The organism is Desulfolutivibrio sp., from assembly GCF_036584575.1.
Classification (GTDB): Bacteria; Desulfobacterota; Desulfovibrionia; order Desulfovibrionales; family Desulfovibrionaceae; genus Desulfolutivibrio.
The window spans coordinates 1-18,097 of record NZ_JAZHDB010000132.1; the positions used below are offsets into that span (position 1 = coordinate 1).

At 62.7% G+C, this 18,097-nt stretch carries 13 protein-coding genes; 5 read left to right on the plus strand and 8 right to left on the minus strand.

What is annotated here, in order from left to right:
• The 4 genes from V3572_RS09915 to V3572_RS09930 form a co-directional block, all read right to left on the minus strand.
• Positions 1-211 (minus strand): hypothetical protein (locus V3572_RS09915; protein ID WP_442877375.1); only part of this gene is annotated, 211 nt, incomplete at its 3' end.
• The gene (locus V3572_RS09920) at positions 201-674 is read right to left on the minus strand and encodes a chemotaxis protein CheW (RefSeq protein ID WP_332110838.1); all 474 of its coding nucleotides are present in this window, start codon (positions 672-674) and stop codon (positions 201-203) included. The genes V3572_RS09920 and V3572_RS09915, both read right to left, overlap by 11 nt.
• A gap of 4 nt (positions 675-678) precedes the next feature.
• On the minus strand, positions 679-2,430 hold the full coding sequence (locus V3572_RS09925; protein ID WP_332110839.1) for a methyl-accepting chemotaxis protein: 1,752 nt from the start codon (positions 2,428-2,430) through the stop codon (positions 679-681).
• A 21-nt stretch (positions 2,431-2,451) separates the two neighbouring features.
• Positions 2,452-4,710 carry a methyl-accepting chemotaxis protein gene (locus tag V3572_RS09930; RefSeq protein WP_332110840.1) on the minus strand — a complete coding sequence of 753 codons (2,259 nt, stop codon included), beginning with the start codon at positions 4,708-4,710 and terminating at the stop codon, positions 2,452-2,454.
• Between the two features lie 608 nt (positions 4,711-5,318).
• Here V3572_RS09930 and V3572_RS09935 point away from each other — a divergent pair.
• A complete protein-coding gene (locus V3572_RS09935; protein ID WP_332110841.1) occupies positions 5,319-6,119 on the plus strand; it encodes a DUF169 domain-containing protein in 801 nt (266 codons plus the stop codon).
• A gap of 157 nt (positions 6,120-6,276) precedes the next feature.
• Positions 6,277-6,771: a pyridoxamine 5'-phosphate oxidase family protein gene (locus V3572_RS09940; RefSeq protein ID WP_332110842.1), complete on the plus strand. Its 495-nt coding sequence runs from the start codon at positions 6,277-6,279 to the stop codon at positions 6,769-6,771.
• A gap of 12 nt (positions 6,772-6,783) precedes the next feature.
• On the opposite strand, the gene V3572_RS09945 is transcribed toward V3572_RS09940, so the two are convergent.
• Both V3572_RS09945 and V3572_RS09950 read right to left on the minus strand, forming a co-directional pair.
• Positions 6,784-6,990, minus strand: a complete 207-nt coding sequence (locus V3572_RS09945; protein WP_332110843.1) for a hypothetical protein — start codon at positions 6,988-6,990, stop codon at positions 6,784-6,786.
• 193 nt (positions 6,991-7,183) lie between these two features.
• Positions 7,184-8,659 (minus strand): aldehyde dehydrogenase family protein, encoded by a 1,476-nt coding sequence (locus V3572_RS09950; protein WP_332110844.1) that lies wholly within the window; start codon positions 8,657-8,659, stop codon positions 7,184-7,186.
• Between the two features lie 507 nt (positions 8,660-9,166).
• Between V3572_RS09950 and V3572_RS09955 the strand changes: the two genes are divergently transcribed.
• Complete coding sequence (locus tag V3572_RS09955) at positions 9,167-9,643, plus strand: hypothetical protein (RefSeq protein ID WP_332110845.1); 477 nt, start codon at positions 9,167-9,169, stop codon at positions 9,641-9,643.
• 55 nt (positions 9,644-9,698) lie between these two features.
• Entirely contained in the window at positions 9,699-12,614 is a 2,916-nt protein-coding gene (locus V3572_RS09960) for a PAS domain S-box protein (RefSeq protein WP_332110846.1), read from the plus strand.
• 64 nt (positions 12,615-12,678) lie between these two features.
• On the opposite strand, the gene V3572_RS09965 is transcribed toward V3572_RS09960, so the two are convergent.
• Positions 12,679-13,176 (minus strand): chemotaxis protein CheW, encoded by a 498-nt coding sequence (locus tag V3572_RS09965; protein WP_332110847.1) that lies wholly within the window; start codon positions 13,174-13,176, stop codon positions 12,679-12,681.
• A 120-nt stretch (positions 13,177-13,296) separates the two neighbouring features.
• Complete coding sequence (locus tag V3572_RS09970; protein ID WP_332110848.1) at positions 13,297-15,321, minus strand: HAMP domain-containing methyl-accepting chemotaxis protein; 2,025 nt, start codon at positions 15,319-15,321, stop codon at positions 13,297-13,299.
• Positions 15,322-15,756: 435 nt separating this feature from the next.
• On the opposite strand from V3572_RS09970, the gene V3572_RS09975 reads away from it, so the two are divergent.
• On the plus strand, positions 15,757-18,097 hold a 2,341-nt coding region (locus tag V3572_RS09975; protein ID WP_332110849.1), incomplete at its 3' end, for a PAS domain S-box protein.

Sequence of the window (18,097 nt, forward strand, 5' to 3'; positions counted from 1 at the left end):
AAAACCAGGTCTCCGGAACCACCGTCTCCCGGACCAGATCGTCGAGGGCCTCGGGCGAAGCCGCCAGCAGGCGGGCATAGTCTTCCGGGTCCGCAAGGCCGACCCTGGACATGGCCGCCTCGACAGCCCGCCGAAGTCCCCGCTCCCCCAGGGACGCGGGGTCGAGTCCGATGGCCTGGGCCAGGATGTCCGCGAAGGGCTCAAGGCGCATCGATGGTCTCCAATGCGGCGCTGAACAGGCTCTCGCGCAGGGACTTGGGCAGGATTCCGGCCGGGTCCACCACCTGGACGATCCCCTGCCGGTCCAGGATGACGCCGGTCAGGTATGGGGCGGTCTCGGCCTCGATGCCCGGGGGTTTCACGTCTCCGGGCGCGGCCATGGCCGTGTCCGTGACCTGCTCGGCCACAAGTCCCAGGGCGTGGACCTGGCCGTCAGCCCCGCCATGATCGGTCACGATGATGCGCGTGGACAGAAGCCGCCGGGACGGCCGCCCGGCCAGAAGGACGGTCAGGTCGATCACCGGCGCGACCTCCCCCCGGTAATTCATGATCCCGCGAACGTAGTCCGGCGCCCCGGGAAACTCCCGAAAGACCACCACGGGCGTGATTTCCCTGACGCACCCGACAGGCAGGGCGTAGCGGTTCCCGTCCGCCGTGAAGACCACGAAAAGCATGTCCCTACCCGACCCTGAAGCGGCGCACTTCGTCCTGAAGGCCGCGAACCGCCTCGTTGAGCTGGCCTGCCGCCCGGTTGAACTCCTTGAGGGAATCACGGGTCTGGACCGCCGCCTCGGTCAATTGGACCATGGCCTGGCTGATGCGCCCGGCGTCCTCGGACTGGCCGAGCATGCCTGCCTTGACCGTGGCGAAACTGGGTTCGAGCTCCCCCACCCGGTCGATGATCAGCCCCAGGCTTTTGCCCACCTCGGCCACCTCGGCCACCCCGCGCCGCACCTCATCGGAAAACTTGTCCATCTCCATGACCTCGGCGGACACGGCGGACTGCATCTGGCCGACCATGCCCTCAATGTCCAGGGCGGCGGCCGCGGTCTGGTCGGCCAGACGGCGGATCTCCCGGGCCACCACCGAGAAGCCCCGGCCGTACTCCCCGGCCTTCTCGGCCTCGATGGCGGCGTTTAAGGACAGGAGGTTGGTCTGGTCGGCCACCTTGTTGATGGCCGTGACCACGGCGCCGATGGTGTTGGCCTTATCGCTTATGACCGCAAGCTTGGTGGAGACGAAGGCCGTGGAATCCACCAGTTTGCGCATGGACTCCTCCATAAGCGCCAGGCCCCGCCTGCTGTCCCCGGCCATGCCTGCCGCATCGGCCACGGCCTGGCTGACCTCGTCCATGGAGGCCAGGATGCCGTGTGAGGTGGCGGCGATCTGTCGGCTGGTTTCGGCCACCTGGGTCGTGGAGGCCACCTGTTCGGCGGCGGCGGCCTCGATCTGGCGGGCCGAGGCCGCGATTTCCGTGGAGGAGGTGGTCACCTGGATTCCGGACTGCTGCACCAGCCCGATGAGCGAACTTAAGCCTGCGGCCATTTTCCGGAAGGCCTGGGTCAACCGAAGCGTGACGTCCGACTCCGTGGGCTCTTTCTGCCCGTCATATCCGGGAGCGATGCCGTCCAGGTCGGACGCCGCGGCCTTGATGTCGCCGTCGGCGATCTTGGCGGCCACGCCGGTCATGTGCGCCAGGGGCCGGAAAAGATGGCGCAGGGCCAGGGTCACCGTCCCCAGGACCATGATCAGAGCCAGCGCCGCCGAGGACAGGATGGCCGCGTTGATGGCCCCCAGATCTTTGGTCACGGAGTCGATGGGAATTTCCACGATCTCGGCGGACTCGACCTTGCCGGTGATGCGCCCGTAGGACCGATCCGTTTCCGGCGGATATTTCTCCCGAAGGCCGCGCGGGGCCGCCTCGGGCACGCTGTGACAGCGTTCGCAGTCCGGCTTGTTCACCTCCCCGGAGGCGATGATGTAGGTCTTCACGCCGTTGATCTCGCGTTCGCCCTTCCAAAACGGTTCCTGGCCCCGGGCGTTTTTGGCCTCAAGTTCGGCGATGATCTCGGCGTCGAGCCGGGTGGCCGCGTTGTCGGGGTTCCTGGGCTTGATGGAGGCGGTCTTGAAGTTGAAACCGTGGCGGCGCGCCGCGTCGATCTTGAAAAAAACGCCCTTGGCCGTAAACGAGGTGGACTGGAGTTCGGTGATGAAATCGTCCTCGCTGATGAACTTGCTGGCCTCGGGGCGGATGACCGAACCCATGTGGGCCCGAACCGCCTTCATGGCGTAGAGCATCATCTCGGCCTTTTCCTCGAACTGACTCATCATGGTTTCCCGAAAAAACCAGGTGGCGGCGAGAACGCAGACCACCGTGGCGATGATGAACAGGGTGGAAATGCCGAGTGCGAGTTTCTTCTGGATGTTCATCACGCTGTCCCGGGAGAGGCCTCAGGCCTCAAGTTTGAACCTGGAGACTTCGCCCTGCAGGCCATGCACGGCCTCGTTGAGCCGTCTTGCCGCCTGGTTGAACTCCATGATTGATTCCTTGGTCTGGACGGCGGCCTCGGCGAGCAGGCCCATGGCCTCGCTGATCTGGCTCGCGCCCTCGGATTGGGCGCGCATGCCCTCCTCAACCGTGGCGAAGCGGGGGGAAAGGGCCTGGACCCCGGCGATGATCTCCCCGAAGCGGGCGCTTATGGCCGCCACCTCGGCCACGCCGCGCCGGACCTCCTCGGAAAACTTGTCCATCTCCATGACCTCGGCGGACACGGCGGACTGCATCTGGCCGACCATGCCCTCAATGTCCAGGGCGGCGGCCGCGGTCTGGTCGGCCAGACGGCGGATCTCCCGGGCCACCACCGAGAAGCCCCGGCCGTACTCCCCGGCCTTCTCGGCCTCGATGGCGGCGTTTAAGGACAGGAGGTTGGTCTGGTCGGCCACCTTGTTGATGGCCGTGACCACCGCGCCGATGGTGTTGGCCTTTTCGCTGATGACCGCAAGCTTGGAGGAAACGAAGGTGGTGGAGTCGCTTAGGCGGCGCATGGCCCCCTCCATGTCGGCCAGCCCCTCGCGGCCCTGCCCGGCCATGGCCCCGGCCTCGGCCACGGACCGGCCGACGTCCTGCAATGTGGACACCAGTTCCACGGCGGTGGACGATATCTGGGAACTCACGGTGTTGACCTGGCTGGTGGCGGCGGCCTGCTCGCTCACCGTGGCCTCCACTTCCTTGGCCGAGGCCGCGATCTGGGTGGCCGAGGCCGTCACCTGGATGCCGGATTCCCGCATCTGGCGCACCAGGGAGGTCAGGTTCCTGGTCATGCGCCGGATGGAAAAGATGAGACGGCCCGTCTCTGACCCGGGTGGTTCGGCGCCAGGGGCGTCGATCTCTTCCCCGGTTCGGCGCAGGTAGCTCCGGCTGAACTCGCTGAGATCGCTCTCGGCCCCGTGCAGGTCGCCTGCGGCGATCTTCTGGGAAATGTCCGTGATGGTTTCGATGGGCCTGGCCAGGCGCATGCCCATGTACACGGCCAGAGGGATGATTATGAGCAAAATGAACACGCCGCCGCAGATGACCGACAAGCGGAAGGTGTCCAGGGTGGCCAGAAACTTGTCCGTGATCTCCAGGTATTCGTCCTCGTACATGCCCACGCCGATGACCCAGTTCCAGGGCTCGAAGGCGATCAGGGCGGCGACCTTGCCCCGGGCGTGTTCATCCTGGGGATTTTTCCAGCGGAAGCGGGCGAAGGCCGGTTCGCCAGCCGGGGCGGCCGTGGCCTTCTCGATCATGTCGCGCACGAAAAAATTGCCGTCCGCGTCCCGCTCGTCCCAGACGCTTTCCCCGTCCCGGGCGTTGTCCTTGGAGATCACGTAGCGCCCTCGATCCCGGCCCTTGGCGCCCACGACGAAGATATAGCCGGTCTTGCCCACCTGCGTTTCCTTCAGGGCGCGCCGCAGGGCGTCTATCTCCTTGATGGCCAGCCCCACCCCGAGCATGCCGATGACCTCGCCCGAGGCGTCCATGAGGGGGGAGTATTCGACAAGGTAATCGGCCCCCTGGGCGAAGACCCGGCCCAGGGTGGAGCGCCCGCGCAATACCTCGGCGATCAGGGACGACGTCCCTCCGTCGGGCTTTTTGGCCGGGATGTACTCCCCCACGCCCGAGCGGGAGCCGTCGTCGCGGACGACGGAACTGGCCACCCGCAGCATGTCGCCTTCCGGGTTCATGCGCTGGAAGATCGTGCATTCCTCGCCCGTGAGCTTCCGCATGTCGTCCACGACGGGGCTGGCCACGTCCTTGTGGGTGTTCAGCCCAATCCACACCCCGCCGAGCAGCATCTCCGGCAGTTCGATCCGGGTGCGCTGGGAGGGGGATTCCCCGTTTGCCGCGTCCCAGGCCATCTTGCGTTCCCCGAGGCGGAGTCCCCCCAGGCTCTTGATGTATTCCTTGACCACCCTCGAGCTCTCCCGAACCTCGTTCTCCAGAAAATGATTGGCGGTTCGGCACAACAAATAGGCATCCCTGGCGATCTGAGTGATGTTGGCCTTGGTGATGTTTTCCATCTCCCCGGTCACGGCTTTCTCTACATCGGAATCCATGGACAGGGTGAAGCTCACGGCCATGAGCACAGGCAGGATCGCCGCAGCGGAAACCACGGCGATGAGCTTGGTCTTCAGGGTCTGGGAAAACAGCAGGGTTTGCAGTCTCATGATGGCGTCCGCGTCCTCCCCCTGTGTAGGGAGCCAGTCTCAAAAGGTTCGATTTTGCAGACTATGGCGTGGAGTTGAAAGGAAAGCAACCGTGGCGGCTTTTTTGCGGCTATCTTCCCCGGGCGGGATCGAGAAAGCGCCTTCAAACATTCTCCAGGGGGCAGCCCGCTCCAGACTTGCCTTTTATGCGCCAGCCCCTCCATGTACACATTTTCACATTGTCTTTTTCCACATAATGAATAAAATTTCCCAAAGTCGCTCCCTCGGTCGAGCGCCCGGCCTCGCGCCTGTTCCCTGCCGCCTGGGATCTTTCGCACTGAATTGTTCTTTTTTTCACATGAAATCCCGGCGGCTGGCGAATCCGAGCCCTCTTCCGGCCGCCCCGCTTGACCTGCTCCAGACCCCTGGATATGTTATTTTTAGCATAAGAGCAGCAATCGAGGCGACCCGGGCGCCCGCACCGACGCCATCCGCCTGGCATCCGATACCCCTGCGGGGGGGGACGTCCCGGCCCGGCCGTCCCCGTTTCCAGGGGCATCAACGCCCTCGTCTTCCGTGCGCTGTCCATGGTCCCTGCGGCATCACCCATTACCAGGAGGTATCTTCCCATGAGTACCGAAACGTACCGTCAGATGCAGGAGTATTTTATGAACCGCCTGCGGCTTATGCATTATCCCGTGGCCATCAGGTACATCTTCGAGCAGGAGGAGCTCGACCGCTTCAAGCGGGACGTTCCCCACTATGTGCCCGGCAAACCCCTGACGTTTTGTCAGGCGGAGATCGGGGCCCGCATGGAGGGGTTGACGGTGCTCATGGAAAAGGACCGTCTGGGGTGCGCCAACGCCAAGTTCGTCTTCGGCTGGAAGGGCCTGGACGAGGCCGAGATCAAAAGCCACATGAAATACGTGCGCGACATGGATCAGGCCGAGGCCTTCGTCAGATCCAAACCCCGCTTGCCGGAAGGCAAGCTTGTCGCTGTCGTGGTCTCGCCCTTGGCCGACGCCTACGCCCCGCCGCATGTCGTACATTTTTACTGCGACAACATGCAGGCCTACCATCTGGCCGTGGACTGGATGTCGGCGATGAACGTGCATCCCCTCAAGCCCTCCATGACCATGAACTCGGCGGCCTGCGGCGGCAACGTCCAGGCCTACAATACCGACTCCATGAACATCTTCCTGGCCTGCAGCGGCAGCTACAACGCCGGAAAGACCGAACGCGGCGAAATCAACGTGGCCATCCCCGGCGAACAGCTTCCCCTGGTCATGGAGCGGTTGAAGAAACGGGTCGACGACACCGGCGGCGCGGCCATCACCCGTCTGGGACACCCGTTCCCCGGCGCGGACATCTGCAAGAACTGTCCGCTGATCACCTTCAAGAAGGCTGGCGCGGACGAGGCCCAGGCCTAACGGCCTGCACTGTTCCGTTTCGGCCAGCCCCTGCGCGCGGGGGGCTGCTCCACACGCAACGTTACGCGGCGTGCAGGAGAACGGGCCTTCCGCTTCGCGGGGGCTGGCCATACACTGCCCCGAAAAACACAAGACGCCGGAACACAAGGAGCCTCACATGCCGCACGCCGCCGCCCATCCCCACGGTCCCATGCGCCGCAAGGACCGGGAAATCACCGACCGCGCCGCCATCGACGACATCCTCCGCTCCGGCCGGGTCATGCACCTGGGACTGTGCGACGACAACGTCCCCTTCGTGGTCCCGGTCTTTTACGCCTACGACGGGCAGTGTCTCTATTTCCACAGCGCCCGGGCCGGAACCAAAATCGCGATCATGAAGAAAAACCCCGTGGCGTGCTTCGAGATCCTGGATTTTCAGGGGGTCATCGACGACGACGCGCCCTGCGACTTCGAGGCCCGGCACCGCACGGCCATCGGCCTTGGCAAGGCGGTCTTCGTTACGGACGAGGCGGAGAAGATTACGGCCCTGAACATGATCGTGGCCCGGTTCAGCGCCCGCAGCTTCGAGTTTCCCAAGACCAAGCTGGGCGGCACGGCCGTGGTCAAAATCGAGATCGAATCCGTCAAGGGCAAGACCCACGGCCTGTCGTAATCCGCCGGATCGTCACGGCCGCTCGCCGAGATAGGCGTTTAGGCCGACGATGAAGCCGTCCGGATCGGGCATGCCCCGGTCGGCCAAAAGGCGCCCCAGGCTGCACGGATAGCCGCCGGAACAGGTGAAAAGCGACACCCCGTTTTTCACGCAGTAGGATATGGCCCCGGGCATATCCATGATCTTCTCCACCAGGGTGTCCCGGGTGATCGGGTCCATACGACGCGCCTCCATCTGGCGCGCGGCGGCCGCAGGGCCGCCGCGCCTTGTGCGTTGGGGTTGAGCCAGGGTTGGGCCGGGCTTGGGCCGGCGGGAGGCCTCCGGCGGCCCAAGGGGGCGACGCCCCCTTGGGAATCCCCTAGCGGGGTTCGCTGCCGTGGCGTCTGCCGGACGCCTCCCCCCTGCGTCCGCCCTAGTACAGGCCGAGCTTGGACTCGGACAGGCTCATGAAGATGTTCTTGTACTGGGTGTAATGGTCGAGCATCATGTGGTGGTTCTCCCGGCCGACGCCCGACTTCTTGTATCCGCCAAAGGGCGCATGCGCGGGCAGGATGTTGTAGGTGTTCACCCACATCCGCCCTGTGGCCACACCCCGGGCCACGCGCATGGCCCGGTTCATGTCCTTGGTCCACACCGCGCCGCCCAGGCCGTAATCGTTGTCGTTGGCCATGGCGACGACCTCGGCCTCGTCCCGAAACTTGATGCAGCAGGCCACCGGTCCGAAGATCTCCTCCCGGGCCACGCGCATGGAGTTTTTCACGTCCACGAGGAGCGTGGGCTGCATGAAGCTGCCCTTGTTCAGGGGGGCGTCGCTCACGCGCCTGCCGCCCACGGCCACCCTGGCCCCCTCCTCCTGCCCGACCTCCACGTAGGCCAGGATCTTCTCCAACTGGCGGCGGTTGATCTGGGCGCCCATGACCGTGTCCTTCTCCCAGGGCAGCCCCACCTTGATGCGGGAAAAGGCCGCCGTGGCCGCAGCCACGTACGTGTCGTACACGTCCTCGTGGATAAATATCCGCGACCCGGCGCAGCACACCTGCCCCTGGTTGAAGAGAATGCCGAGCTGGATGCCCTCCAGGGCCTTGTCGAACTGGGCGTCGGGGAAGATGATGTTGGCCGACTTGCCGCCGAGCTCCAGGGTGGAGGGGATGAGCCGTTTGGCGGCGGCGGCGGCCACGGTGTAGCCGACCTCGGTGGAGCCGGTGAAGGCCAGCTTGGAAAACCCGGGATGGGCCAGCATGGCGTTGCCGGACACCGACCCCCGGCCGGTGATCACGTTAACCACGCCCGGGGGCAGGACCGTAGCCATGAGCTTGGCCAGTTCCAGAAGCGACAGGGGCGTTTCGCTGGAGGGTTTGATGACCACGCAGTCCCCGGCGGCCAGGGCGGGCGAGAGCTTCCAGGCGGCCATGAGCAGCGGGAAGTTCCAGGGGATGATCTGGCCCACCACGCCCAGGGGCTCGCGCAGGATGATGCTCAGGGTCTGGTCGTCGATCATGGCCGCGTGGCCTTCCTCGGTGCGAATGGCGGCGGCGAAGTAGCGGAAGTGGTCCGAAGACAAGGGAACGTCGATGGCCATGGTCTCCCGGATGGGCTTGCCGTTGTCCAGCGTCTCCACCATGGCCAGATGTTCGGCGTTGTCGTCAATCAAATCCGCGATGCGCAAAAGCAGGGCCGAGCGTTCCTGGGGGCTGGTCTTTTTCCAGCTCGTAAAGGCCTTCCCGGCGGCGGCCACGGCCTTGTCCACATCTGCGGGGCTGGCGTCCACGCAGGTGGCCAGGGGTTCGCCGTTTGCCGGGTTGGTGGTGGTGAACGTGCCGCCTCCCTCGCTTTCCATCCACTTTCCGTCGATGAACAAGACATAGCGATCGTCGATACGCGGTTTCATGAGGAACCTCCTTGGGGTATCCCGAAACAAGACGAAAAACAGACCGGCAACGCCTTTTGCGTTGGCGCGGCGACCCTCCCGATTTCCCAGGGGTCGGAGAAAAGAAGGCCCACAGCCGAAATGGGCAGGCCCCTTTTCCCTGTTTCGCGGGGTTCGGCCGCCATGCCGGGAGATGTGCGGGGGGAATGCCGCTCGCACAGATACTTATGTTTTTTTAAGCATAACGTAGCCGGGAGGTCAACACGCTCCTTCGGTATTTTTGGACGTCCCTCGGCTCAGAACCAAACCCTGAGCCCGGAACCCCACACCAGGGCATGTCGCTCACGCAAGGCCTGCCCGGAAGCAAGGCAGTTTTTCACGCCAGTTGTACCAGCATGGCCCGCACGTCTTCCACAGCCTCGGGCGTGCGGGCCACCATCCGATTCCCCGGACGGCTCGGCGACCGCGCCCGGGAGCTGCATCACCAGGGATCAGGATCCTGTTTCCTTTGCAGGGGCAATTCCAGGATTGGACGAAACGGCGCCTGGAACACAGGGCGCCGAGGGAGAGGATCAAGACGAAAGTGCAGATGCGCCGTCAATCAGGGCATTCGGAGTAGTGCAGCGTGCCGCGCGTCTTCTGGATGCGGCCAACCCGGAGCTTGGCAGCCTCTTGGTTCTCGACGAAATCTTTTCCCGGACCGATCTGGAAATCATGCGCATGGCGGTGGAGCGCATCATACGCCACGATCTCAAGGCCCATCTGAGCGGGATCACCCACTTTCCCGGCCTGATCATTACACAGGGATCGCTTACTGCGGATCAGCATTCGATGCTTGAATTCATCCGCGCGGCCGGAGGTTGCATGCCAAACCATATCAAGCGCTCTCTTGCGCTTTACCGCCTGGAGAATGAAACGTATACGGTGGTTTCCCTTTCAGTGGATCTGCGCCCGGTCATCGACAAGGCCTGCGACGTGTCGAGGCCGCCCAGACCAGGGCGGTGATCCGCCACAGAAACCCAATGCACGACGTGTCGAGGACACCATGCCGGACAGGGACATGACCCGTGAGCAACTTTTCGCCGAGAGGCGACGGCTGTTGTCGGAACTGGAGGAGGCCCGACGGACCATCCAGGAACTGCGCACGACGCCTCCGCCGCCCGAACCCTGGCAATCCCCTCCCGAGCAGAGAAAAAAATCCCGCAGGCATCTTCCCGAGCCGCCCGAAGCGCCCGGACGCATTCCTGACGCCGCAAACGGCGCGTTCACCGAGGCCGGATCGATCCTGGCGGCGGCCTTCGACGGGTTTCTGGTCAGCGACATGTGCGGCCGGATTGAGCGCGTCAACAACGCCCTGGCGGACATGCTCGGCTTCGGCATTCCGGAGTTGATCGGCAAGGCCATCTGGGACATCGAAGTCACGGCGTCACGTTCGGACGTGATCCGCCGCATCGCGCGGAGAGAGACGGAGGGCGGCAGACGCTTCGAGACCGTCTTACAGCGCAAGGACGGCGGGTTCGTCGACGCCGAGGTCAGCGCCTTCCACCTGGATCACGACGGCGGTCGGCTCGTCGCCTTCCTGCGGGACGTCACCGAGCGCAAACGGATGGAGCGCACCCTCAAACTCACCCAGGCCTCCATGGACACGGCCGCCCTGGGCATCTTCTGGATAGCCCCGGAGGGGCGTCTTCTGTACGTCAACGACATCACCTGCCAGCGCCTGGAATACTCCCGGGACGAGTTGCTCACCATGAACATCTCGGAGGTGGACCCGGTCTTCCCGATGGGCTCGCGCCGAAACCACTTCAAACCGTACAGGAACACCCAAACCCTCCGGTTCGAGACCATCCACCGCTCCCGCAGCGGTCGGGACATCCCCGTCCTTGTCACCAGCAATTATCTGGAATTTGAAGACCAGGAATACGAGATCGCCTTCGCCGAGGACATAAGCGAACTCAAGCGGTCACAGCAGGACATGGCCCGCGGCCGGGCGGCCCTGGAGGAAAATCAGGCCCGGCTGTCCCTGGCCATGGATCTGACGGGCATGGCCCCCTGGGAAATGGACCTCGCGACAAACACGTTCACCTTCGACGACCGGTTCTACGCCCTCTACGGGACAACGTCCGCTCGCGAGGGCGGGCCGTTCATGCCCGCCCAGACCTACGCCAGGAAATTCGTCCATCCCGAGGACGTCTGGATGGTCGCCGACGAGATTCGCAAAACCCTCGCGGCGGATGCGCCCGGCTACGAGGGGCAGGTGGAGCACCGCATCGTGCGACGCGACGGCGAGATCCGGCACATCGTGGTCCGGTTCCGCCTCATCCGGGACGAGGCAGGTCGGCCGGTCAAGACCATAGGCGCCAACCAGGACATCACCGAGCGCAAACGGATCGAAGAGGCCTTGGCGACCAACGAGCAGCGTTTCCGGAACCTCCTGGGCGACATGGAGATGGTCGCCGTGCAGGGATACGACCAGGATCGTCGGGTCATCTACTGGAACAGGGCCAGCCAGCGCCTCTACGGATACGCCGAAACCGAGGCCCTGGGACGACGACTGGAAGACCTGATCATACCCGGCCCCATGCGCGAGGCGGTCATCCACAGCATCAGGGACTGGCTGGACAAAGGGGCGTCCATTCCGGCCGGAGAGCTGTATCTGCTGCGCAAAGACGGCGCCCTGGTCCAGGTCTACTCCTCCCATGTCATGCAGGAGACCGCCTCCGGGCAAAAGGAGATGTACTGCATCGACGTGGATCTGACCGAGATCAAGAAGGCTCATGATCAACTGTTGCAGGCAAAGGAGTCGGCCGAGGCCGCCAGCAAGGCCAAATCCGAATTCCTGGCCAACATGAGCCATGAGGTCAGAACCCCCTTAAACGGCATCATGGGGATGTTGCAGATCCTCAAGGATACGACCCTTGACGACGAGCAGGCCCAGTTCATCAATCTGGCCATGGACTCGAGCAAAAGGCTGACCCGGCTTCTGTCCGACATCCTGGATCTGTCCCGGGTGGAGGCAGGAAAGATGCAGATGCAGGTCGAGGTGATCGACCTCGATGGTGTGGTCAAACAACTCGCCGCGCTTCACGAACCGGTTTCGCTCCAGACCGGCGTGCGGTTCCAGTGTACGACGCATCCCGGGCTGCCCAAGGCCGTCCTGGGCGACGGCATCCGGTTGCAGCAAGTCCTGACCAATCTGGTCGGCAACGCCTTCAAGTTCACGACATCCGGCAGCGTCGCCCTGGAGGCCCGCCCCCTGCCGCCGCGCCGCGCCGGGGAGGCTCAGGTGCTTTTTACCGTCGCCGACACCGGGTGCGGCATGGACGACAGCCTGCTGACGAAGCTCTTCGAACCGTTCGTCCAGGCCAGCCAGGGCTTCACGCGCCGCTACCAGGGCGCCGGGCTCGGCCTTTCCATCGTCAAGCGGATCGTGGAGCTCATGGGCGGAAACATCACCGTCGAAAGCGCGCCAGGGGCGGGCACGACCTTTTTCATCGCCATCCCCTTCAGGCTGGCGTCCCCGTGTACGGCGGACGGACGGCCAACCCGCCTGGCGGGCGGCGCGCCCGCGCCGAGGGCCTTGCGGATATTGATCGCCGAGGACGACATGGTGAGCCTTTTGGCGGTCTCCAGGCAATTGGAGAAAAAGGGACACCGGATACATGCGGCGCATGACGGCGAAGAGGCCGTGGACGCCTTGCGGAAGATGGACTTCGACCTTGTCCTCATGGACGTGCAGATGCCGACCCTGGACGGCGTGGCCGCCACCAGGCTGATCCGGGACGCCGGGGCGAGCGCGGCCAAGGCGGATATCCCGATCATCGCCATGACGGCCTTCGCCATGGCGGGCGACCGGGAGAGGTTTCTTGCCGCAGGGATGAACGACTACGTCGCCAAACCCGTCGACGCCGCCGACGTGGAGGCGGCCATCGCCCGGGTGATGGAACAGGTTGGCCGCGGGGATTGCCGACGATGACCGGGCACGCCGCCTGTTTCAATCGGGGGAGGATGGCCTCGCCTTCACGGTCGGCACGGCTGGATCAGGCGGCAATCTCGGGCGTTTCGGCCTGCAAGACCCCGATATCCTGATCCGACAGGATCTGCTCCATATCCAGGATGATGATGAATTGGTCGTCCCGCCGCCCCATCCCCTTGATCCGACGGGAATCGATCCTGGTTCCCATGCGGGGTGGCGGATCAATCTGGTCGGGACGAAGCTCCACCACCTCCTGGACCGAATCGGCGAGAAATCCCACGGCGGCGGCTTCCGCATCGAACTCCAATTCGCAAATGATGACGCAGGTGTTAACCGTCATTTCCGTCTTCGGCATATGGAAGGAAAGCCGTAGGTCCACCACCGGGACGGCCCGGCCCCGGACGTTGATCACCCCCCGGATGCATTCCGGAAGCATGGGGATGGCGGTGATTTTCGTATCGTCCAGGATTTCCTTGACCCAGGCGATGTCAATGGCGAAAAGTTCCTCGCCCAGAGTGAACGTCAGGTACTGATTAAGTTGCGAAACCTCGTTTCCAGGCATTGCCCCTCCCGTTGCTCGTGTCATGTCCTCGAAATCCGCATATCCAGATTCAAAAAACAACCACATAACATATTTCTATTTCTCTAAAAAACACTCGCGTATGTTTTAACGGACGCACCGCTAGAACTTTTCAAACTCGTCATCGGCCTGGCCATCCAGCACGACATGGACTCCCGACGCCCCTGATCCGGTGCGCCCGGATCGGGCCGGGTGCGGCTTGGCATGCATGGGCAGGGCCTTGGAGGTCTTGGCGCGCCTGGCCGATCCGGCGCCGTCAATCCTGAAAAACGACATGGCCCCCTGCATCTGCTCGGCCTGGCTGGAGAGTTCCTCGGAGGTGGAGGCCATCTCTTCCGAGGCCGAGGCGTTTTGCTGCACGACCTGGTCGAGCTGCTGGATGGCCTTGTTGATCTGCGCCGCACCGGCGTTCTGCTCGGCGCTCGCCGCCGCGATCTCCTGCACCAGCTCGGCCGTGCGCTCGATATCGGGAACCATTTTGGTCAGCATGGTTCCGGCCTGTTCCGCGATGTCCACGCTCGATGAGGACAGCTCGCTGATTTCGGCAGCCGCCGCGCCGCTGCGTTCCGCCAGCTTGCGGACTTCAGCGGCGACCACGGCGAACCCCTTGCCGTGCTCCCCTGCCCGGGCGGCCTCGATGGCGGCGTTGAGGGCCAGCAGGTTGGTCTGGCGCGCGATCTCCTCAATAATGGAAATCTTCTCGGCGATGTGCTTCATGGCCTGCACCGCCTTGATGACCGCCGCTCCGCCGTCGCGGGCGTCGGCGGCCGCCTTGACGGCGATCTTCTGGGTCTGCTGGGCGTTATCCGAGCTTTGCTGGATGTTCGAGGTCATCTCCTCCATGGACGAGGAGACTTCTTCGATGCTCGCGGCCTGCTCGGACGCGCCTTGAGAGAGGCTTTGGGCGGACGCGGACAATTCCTCGCTGCCCGAGGCCACATTCTCGGAAGCGGACTGGACCTCGGCGACCACGGCGCGAAGCCTGTGGACCATCTCGTTGAGGGCGGCGGCCAGGATGCCGATCTCGTCTTTTTGGTCGATGGCCAGCGTCTTCGTGAAATCGCCCTCCGCCATGGCCTTGGCGAAGTCCACGCCCTGGATGACCGGCCGGGTGATGGCTCGGGTCAAAAGCACGGAGGTGATGGCCCCAAGGACCAGGGCGACGCCCAGGCCGACCATCATGATGGTCGTGGCGCTCAAAAGACTTGCCGAGGCGTCCTCGGACATGCCCTGGGTCTGTTCCATGCCCGCCTTGGCGGTCTCCTGGGCGGCGGCCAGGACTTGGTCCGCCACGGCCGAGCGTTTCTTGCCCACTTCCTGCAAGGCCAGCCAGTTTTTCAGAAAGCCTTCCATCGCGGATTTGTATTGGTTCGCCGCTTCGCGTGTGGCCGCAATCTGCTTGAGGTTGGCCTCCTGGCGGGTCATGGACCGCAGTTTCTCGAACTGGGTCTCCATTTTCGGAAAATTCTGCTGAGCCTCCTGGATGAATGTGGGCTCCCGCAGGGCCTGCGACTTGAAGTTTTTCACCCGGGTGTCATTGCCGAGGTCGACGATTTCATTAACAAGCGTAATTTTCTGGAGGCGCTCGACGAGTTTTTCCGCCGGAACTCCCGCATGGAGCTCTTCCTTCATGGCCTCGTTCTGGCTCGCCAGGAAATCGGAGCAGTTTTTCATGTACGCGGCCGCAGAGGCGTCCAAAGCCTCCCTGTCTTTCGCCATGGCGTTGATGAGGGCGGCGGTTTCATCGGCGAATTTTGCGTAGGCGTCGGCATTGGTCTGGGCCTGGGCCACGCCGTCCCTCAGCTTGACCAGGGCCGGGAATTTTTCCGCATGGGACTGGGCCTGGCCCAGATATTTGTTCACATCGGCCAGAGAGCGTTTGCTTTCCTGCAGATAGGCCTCTTCCTCGCTCAGGGCATAGCCCCGCATGGCATACATGGTCAGGAGCGAATGGCGCTCGATGTCGTTGGCCATGGCGACTTCCGGCACATATTCCTGGGCGAGTTTCGCCGTGTCGCGGCTGACCGAGGTCATCTGCACGATGGCCATGCCGCCAAGGGCGCAGGCAATGAGGATCAAAACGCCGAATCCGATGCCGATCTTCATTCCGAGTTTCAGGTTCTTCATCCTTCGCCCCTTTCTGGTAAGAATTCACGTGAGTACAGCCTAGACAGTATCGCGCAGGCATCAAAGCAAACGGCTCTTCCCTTGAGACATGAAGCACCCTTCTCGCAAATGTAAAAGCCGGATCATATCCTGCATCGAACCAGAGCCCTCGCCGAGTTGTGCCGATATCATCACGAGGAATGCACAACGCTATATGTCTATGGCCTTTTAGCCGAGCCGCGTCAACGTCTCATCGTATTTTTTATTTTCCCATCTCGCCCAACATATATGATACCAACCGGCAATACCTATCCCTGCACACCACATCCCTTTCCTCACCGACCAAAAAACGAAAACAATTTGCGCAAAAAGACGTAATATCACTTGATTTTCTTGCACCATGGCAGATTTACATGCTACCGTTAGAGTACTCTACCCATCCGAAAGGAGGAACGGTTGAAAAATATCGGCCTGGTCGCGGCATTCGTGCTTCTCATCTTCTGCCCTCATCCCGCACGGGCGGATTCGCCAGCCACCAAAAACGTCCTGGTGCTCTTGTCTTATGACTTCAGGGAATACTGGTCTTCGGAAATTCTGGAAGGCGTAAGCGGCGCACTTGGTAACGCACACGTGCAGATGCACGTTGAGACCTTGGATGTCCGGCGCCACCACGGGGAAGACTATCATGCGGAGTTTGAACGTTTTTTGGCGGTAAAATACGCCAATCTGCATTTCGACCTGGCCATAGTCGCCGACAATGCGGCATTGGAATTTTTCTTACGACTCAGGCCATCCATTGATGCGGACCTCCCGGTCATTTTCTGCGGCGTCAACAATTTCACTCCGGAAATGATCGCCGGGCAAGCCCATGTCACCGGGATCAACGAGGCCGTGGACATCGCCGGGACGGTGAATCTTGCGCTGCGGCTGTTTCCCGAGGCATCGGAAATCGCCGTGATAGCCGGGTCCGCCGGAATCGGGGCCGTGAATCTGGAAAACTTCCGCACAAGCGTCCCGCTTTTCTCCCGACCGGTCGGCGTCACGGAATTTGTGGACGTTCCCCCCGATTCCATTGCCGACGTCCTGGACAAGCTGCCCCGGGACGCCCTCGTCTTCCGGATGGACAACCTGCGCGGGAGCGACGGGTCCGACATCCCCCTGGCGCAAAGCATGGCCCTTTTGTCCAGCGCATCCCGCGGCCCGGTCTTTTCCTTCTGGGATTTCGACATGGGCCAGGGCGCCTTGGGAGGCGTTGCGGTCAGCGGCCTGGCCCAGGGCAAAACGGCCGGGGAGTTGGCCCGCCGGGTCCTGCAGGGGACGTCGGCGGATGTGATCCCGGTCGTCATGGACAGTCCGAACATCCCCATGTTCGACTTCGCCCTCATGCCGCGTTTCGGCCTGGAGGCCGACGACCTTCCGGATCGGGCCATCGTCCTTAATATGCCGCTTTCGTTCTACGCCGCCTATAAACCGTACCTCTGGGCCGGATCGACGCTTATCCTGCTCATGGCGGCATGCATTGCGTGTCTGTCCACGACGCTTGTCGGAAGAGGCCGGGCGGAAAAGGCCCTGGCCGCCAGCGAAGCGAAATACCGCAGGTATGTGGACACCGCGCCTGAGGGCATCTTCATTGCGGATGCCCAAGGCAGGTATGTGGATGTCAATCCCGAGGCCTGTCGGCTCACCGGATATGAGAGGTCCGAGTTGCTCGCCAAAAGCCTGCACGACCTCCTGCCGCCCCAGGGCCAAGCCGAGGGGCTTTTGCATTTCCAACGGTTGCAGGCCGAAGGCTCGGCGGCAGGCGAGTTTATGTTCCAACGCAAAGACGGCGAGATTCGGAGTTGGGCCGTCTCGGCGACCAGATTATCCGAAGACCGGTTCCTCGGTTTTGTCCACGACGTGACGGATCGCCGCAGGCTCAACGAAACGCGAGGCATTTTTCTGGAACTTCTGGACAATGCGGAACACATCGTCGTCTTCAAGGACGCGCAGCTTCGGTATGTCATGATCAACAAGGCCTATACCGTGCTGACGGGCCATTCGCTTTCCGATGTCGTGGGCAAAACCGACATAGAGATGTTCGGCGCACTCTCCTCTTTGGAGCAGATCGAGGCCTATATCGAAAATGATCGAAAGGCGTTGTCGCTTCCCAGGGGGCAATGCCTGACCATCGAGGAAGGCACGCAGGGGCCGGATGGGTCGCTGCGCACCTTTCTGACGAAGAAATTCCCCGTCTATGCCCAAGACGGCCGCCTCCTGGGAACGGGAACCATCGCTTCGGAGATCACCGAGAAAAAGCAGGCTGAAGAGGCCTTGGCCCAAAGCGAACTCTTTTTGTTGGAAACCCAACGCATTGCGCGAGTCGGCGGTTGGAAAGCCAACATTGAAACCGACTACCTTTACTGGTCAGACGAGGTCAACCGGATCCTGGAAATGCCTTTGGATTACAAGCCATGCCTCTCGGAAGGGCTCACCTTTTATCCGCCGGAATACCGTCTCGACATCAAGGCCATGCTCACCACGGTGCTCGCAAATGGCGGATTTGGCGAATTGGAATGTGAGATCACCACGGGCTCCGGCAAGCGGAAGTGGACATACCTGCGCTGTGTCGGAAGAGATACGGCGGGCGGGAATGCCTGCGTCATCGGCACCATCCAGGATATCCATGAACGGAAAGTCATCGAACGGGAGTTGCTGTCGGCAAAAGAGCGGGCCGAACTCGCAAGCCAGGCGAAATCCGAATTTTTGGCGAACATGAGCCATGAGATCAGGACGCCCTTAAACGGCATCATGGGCA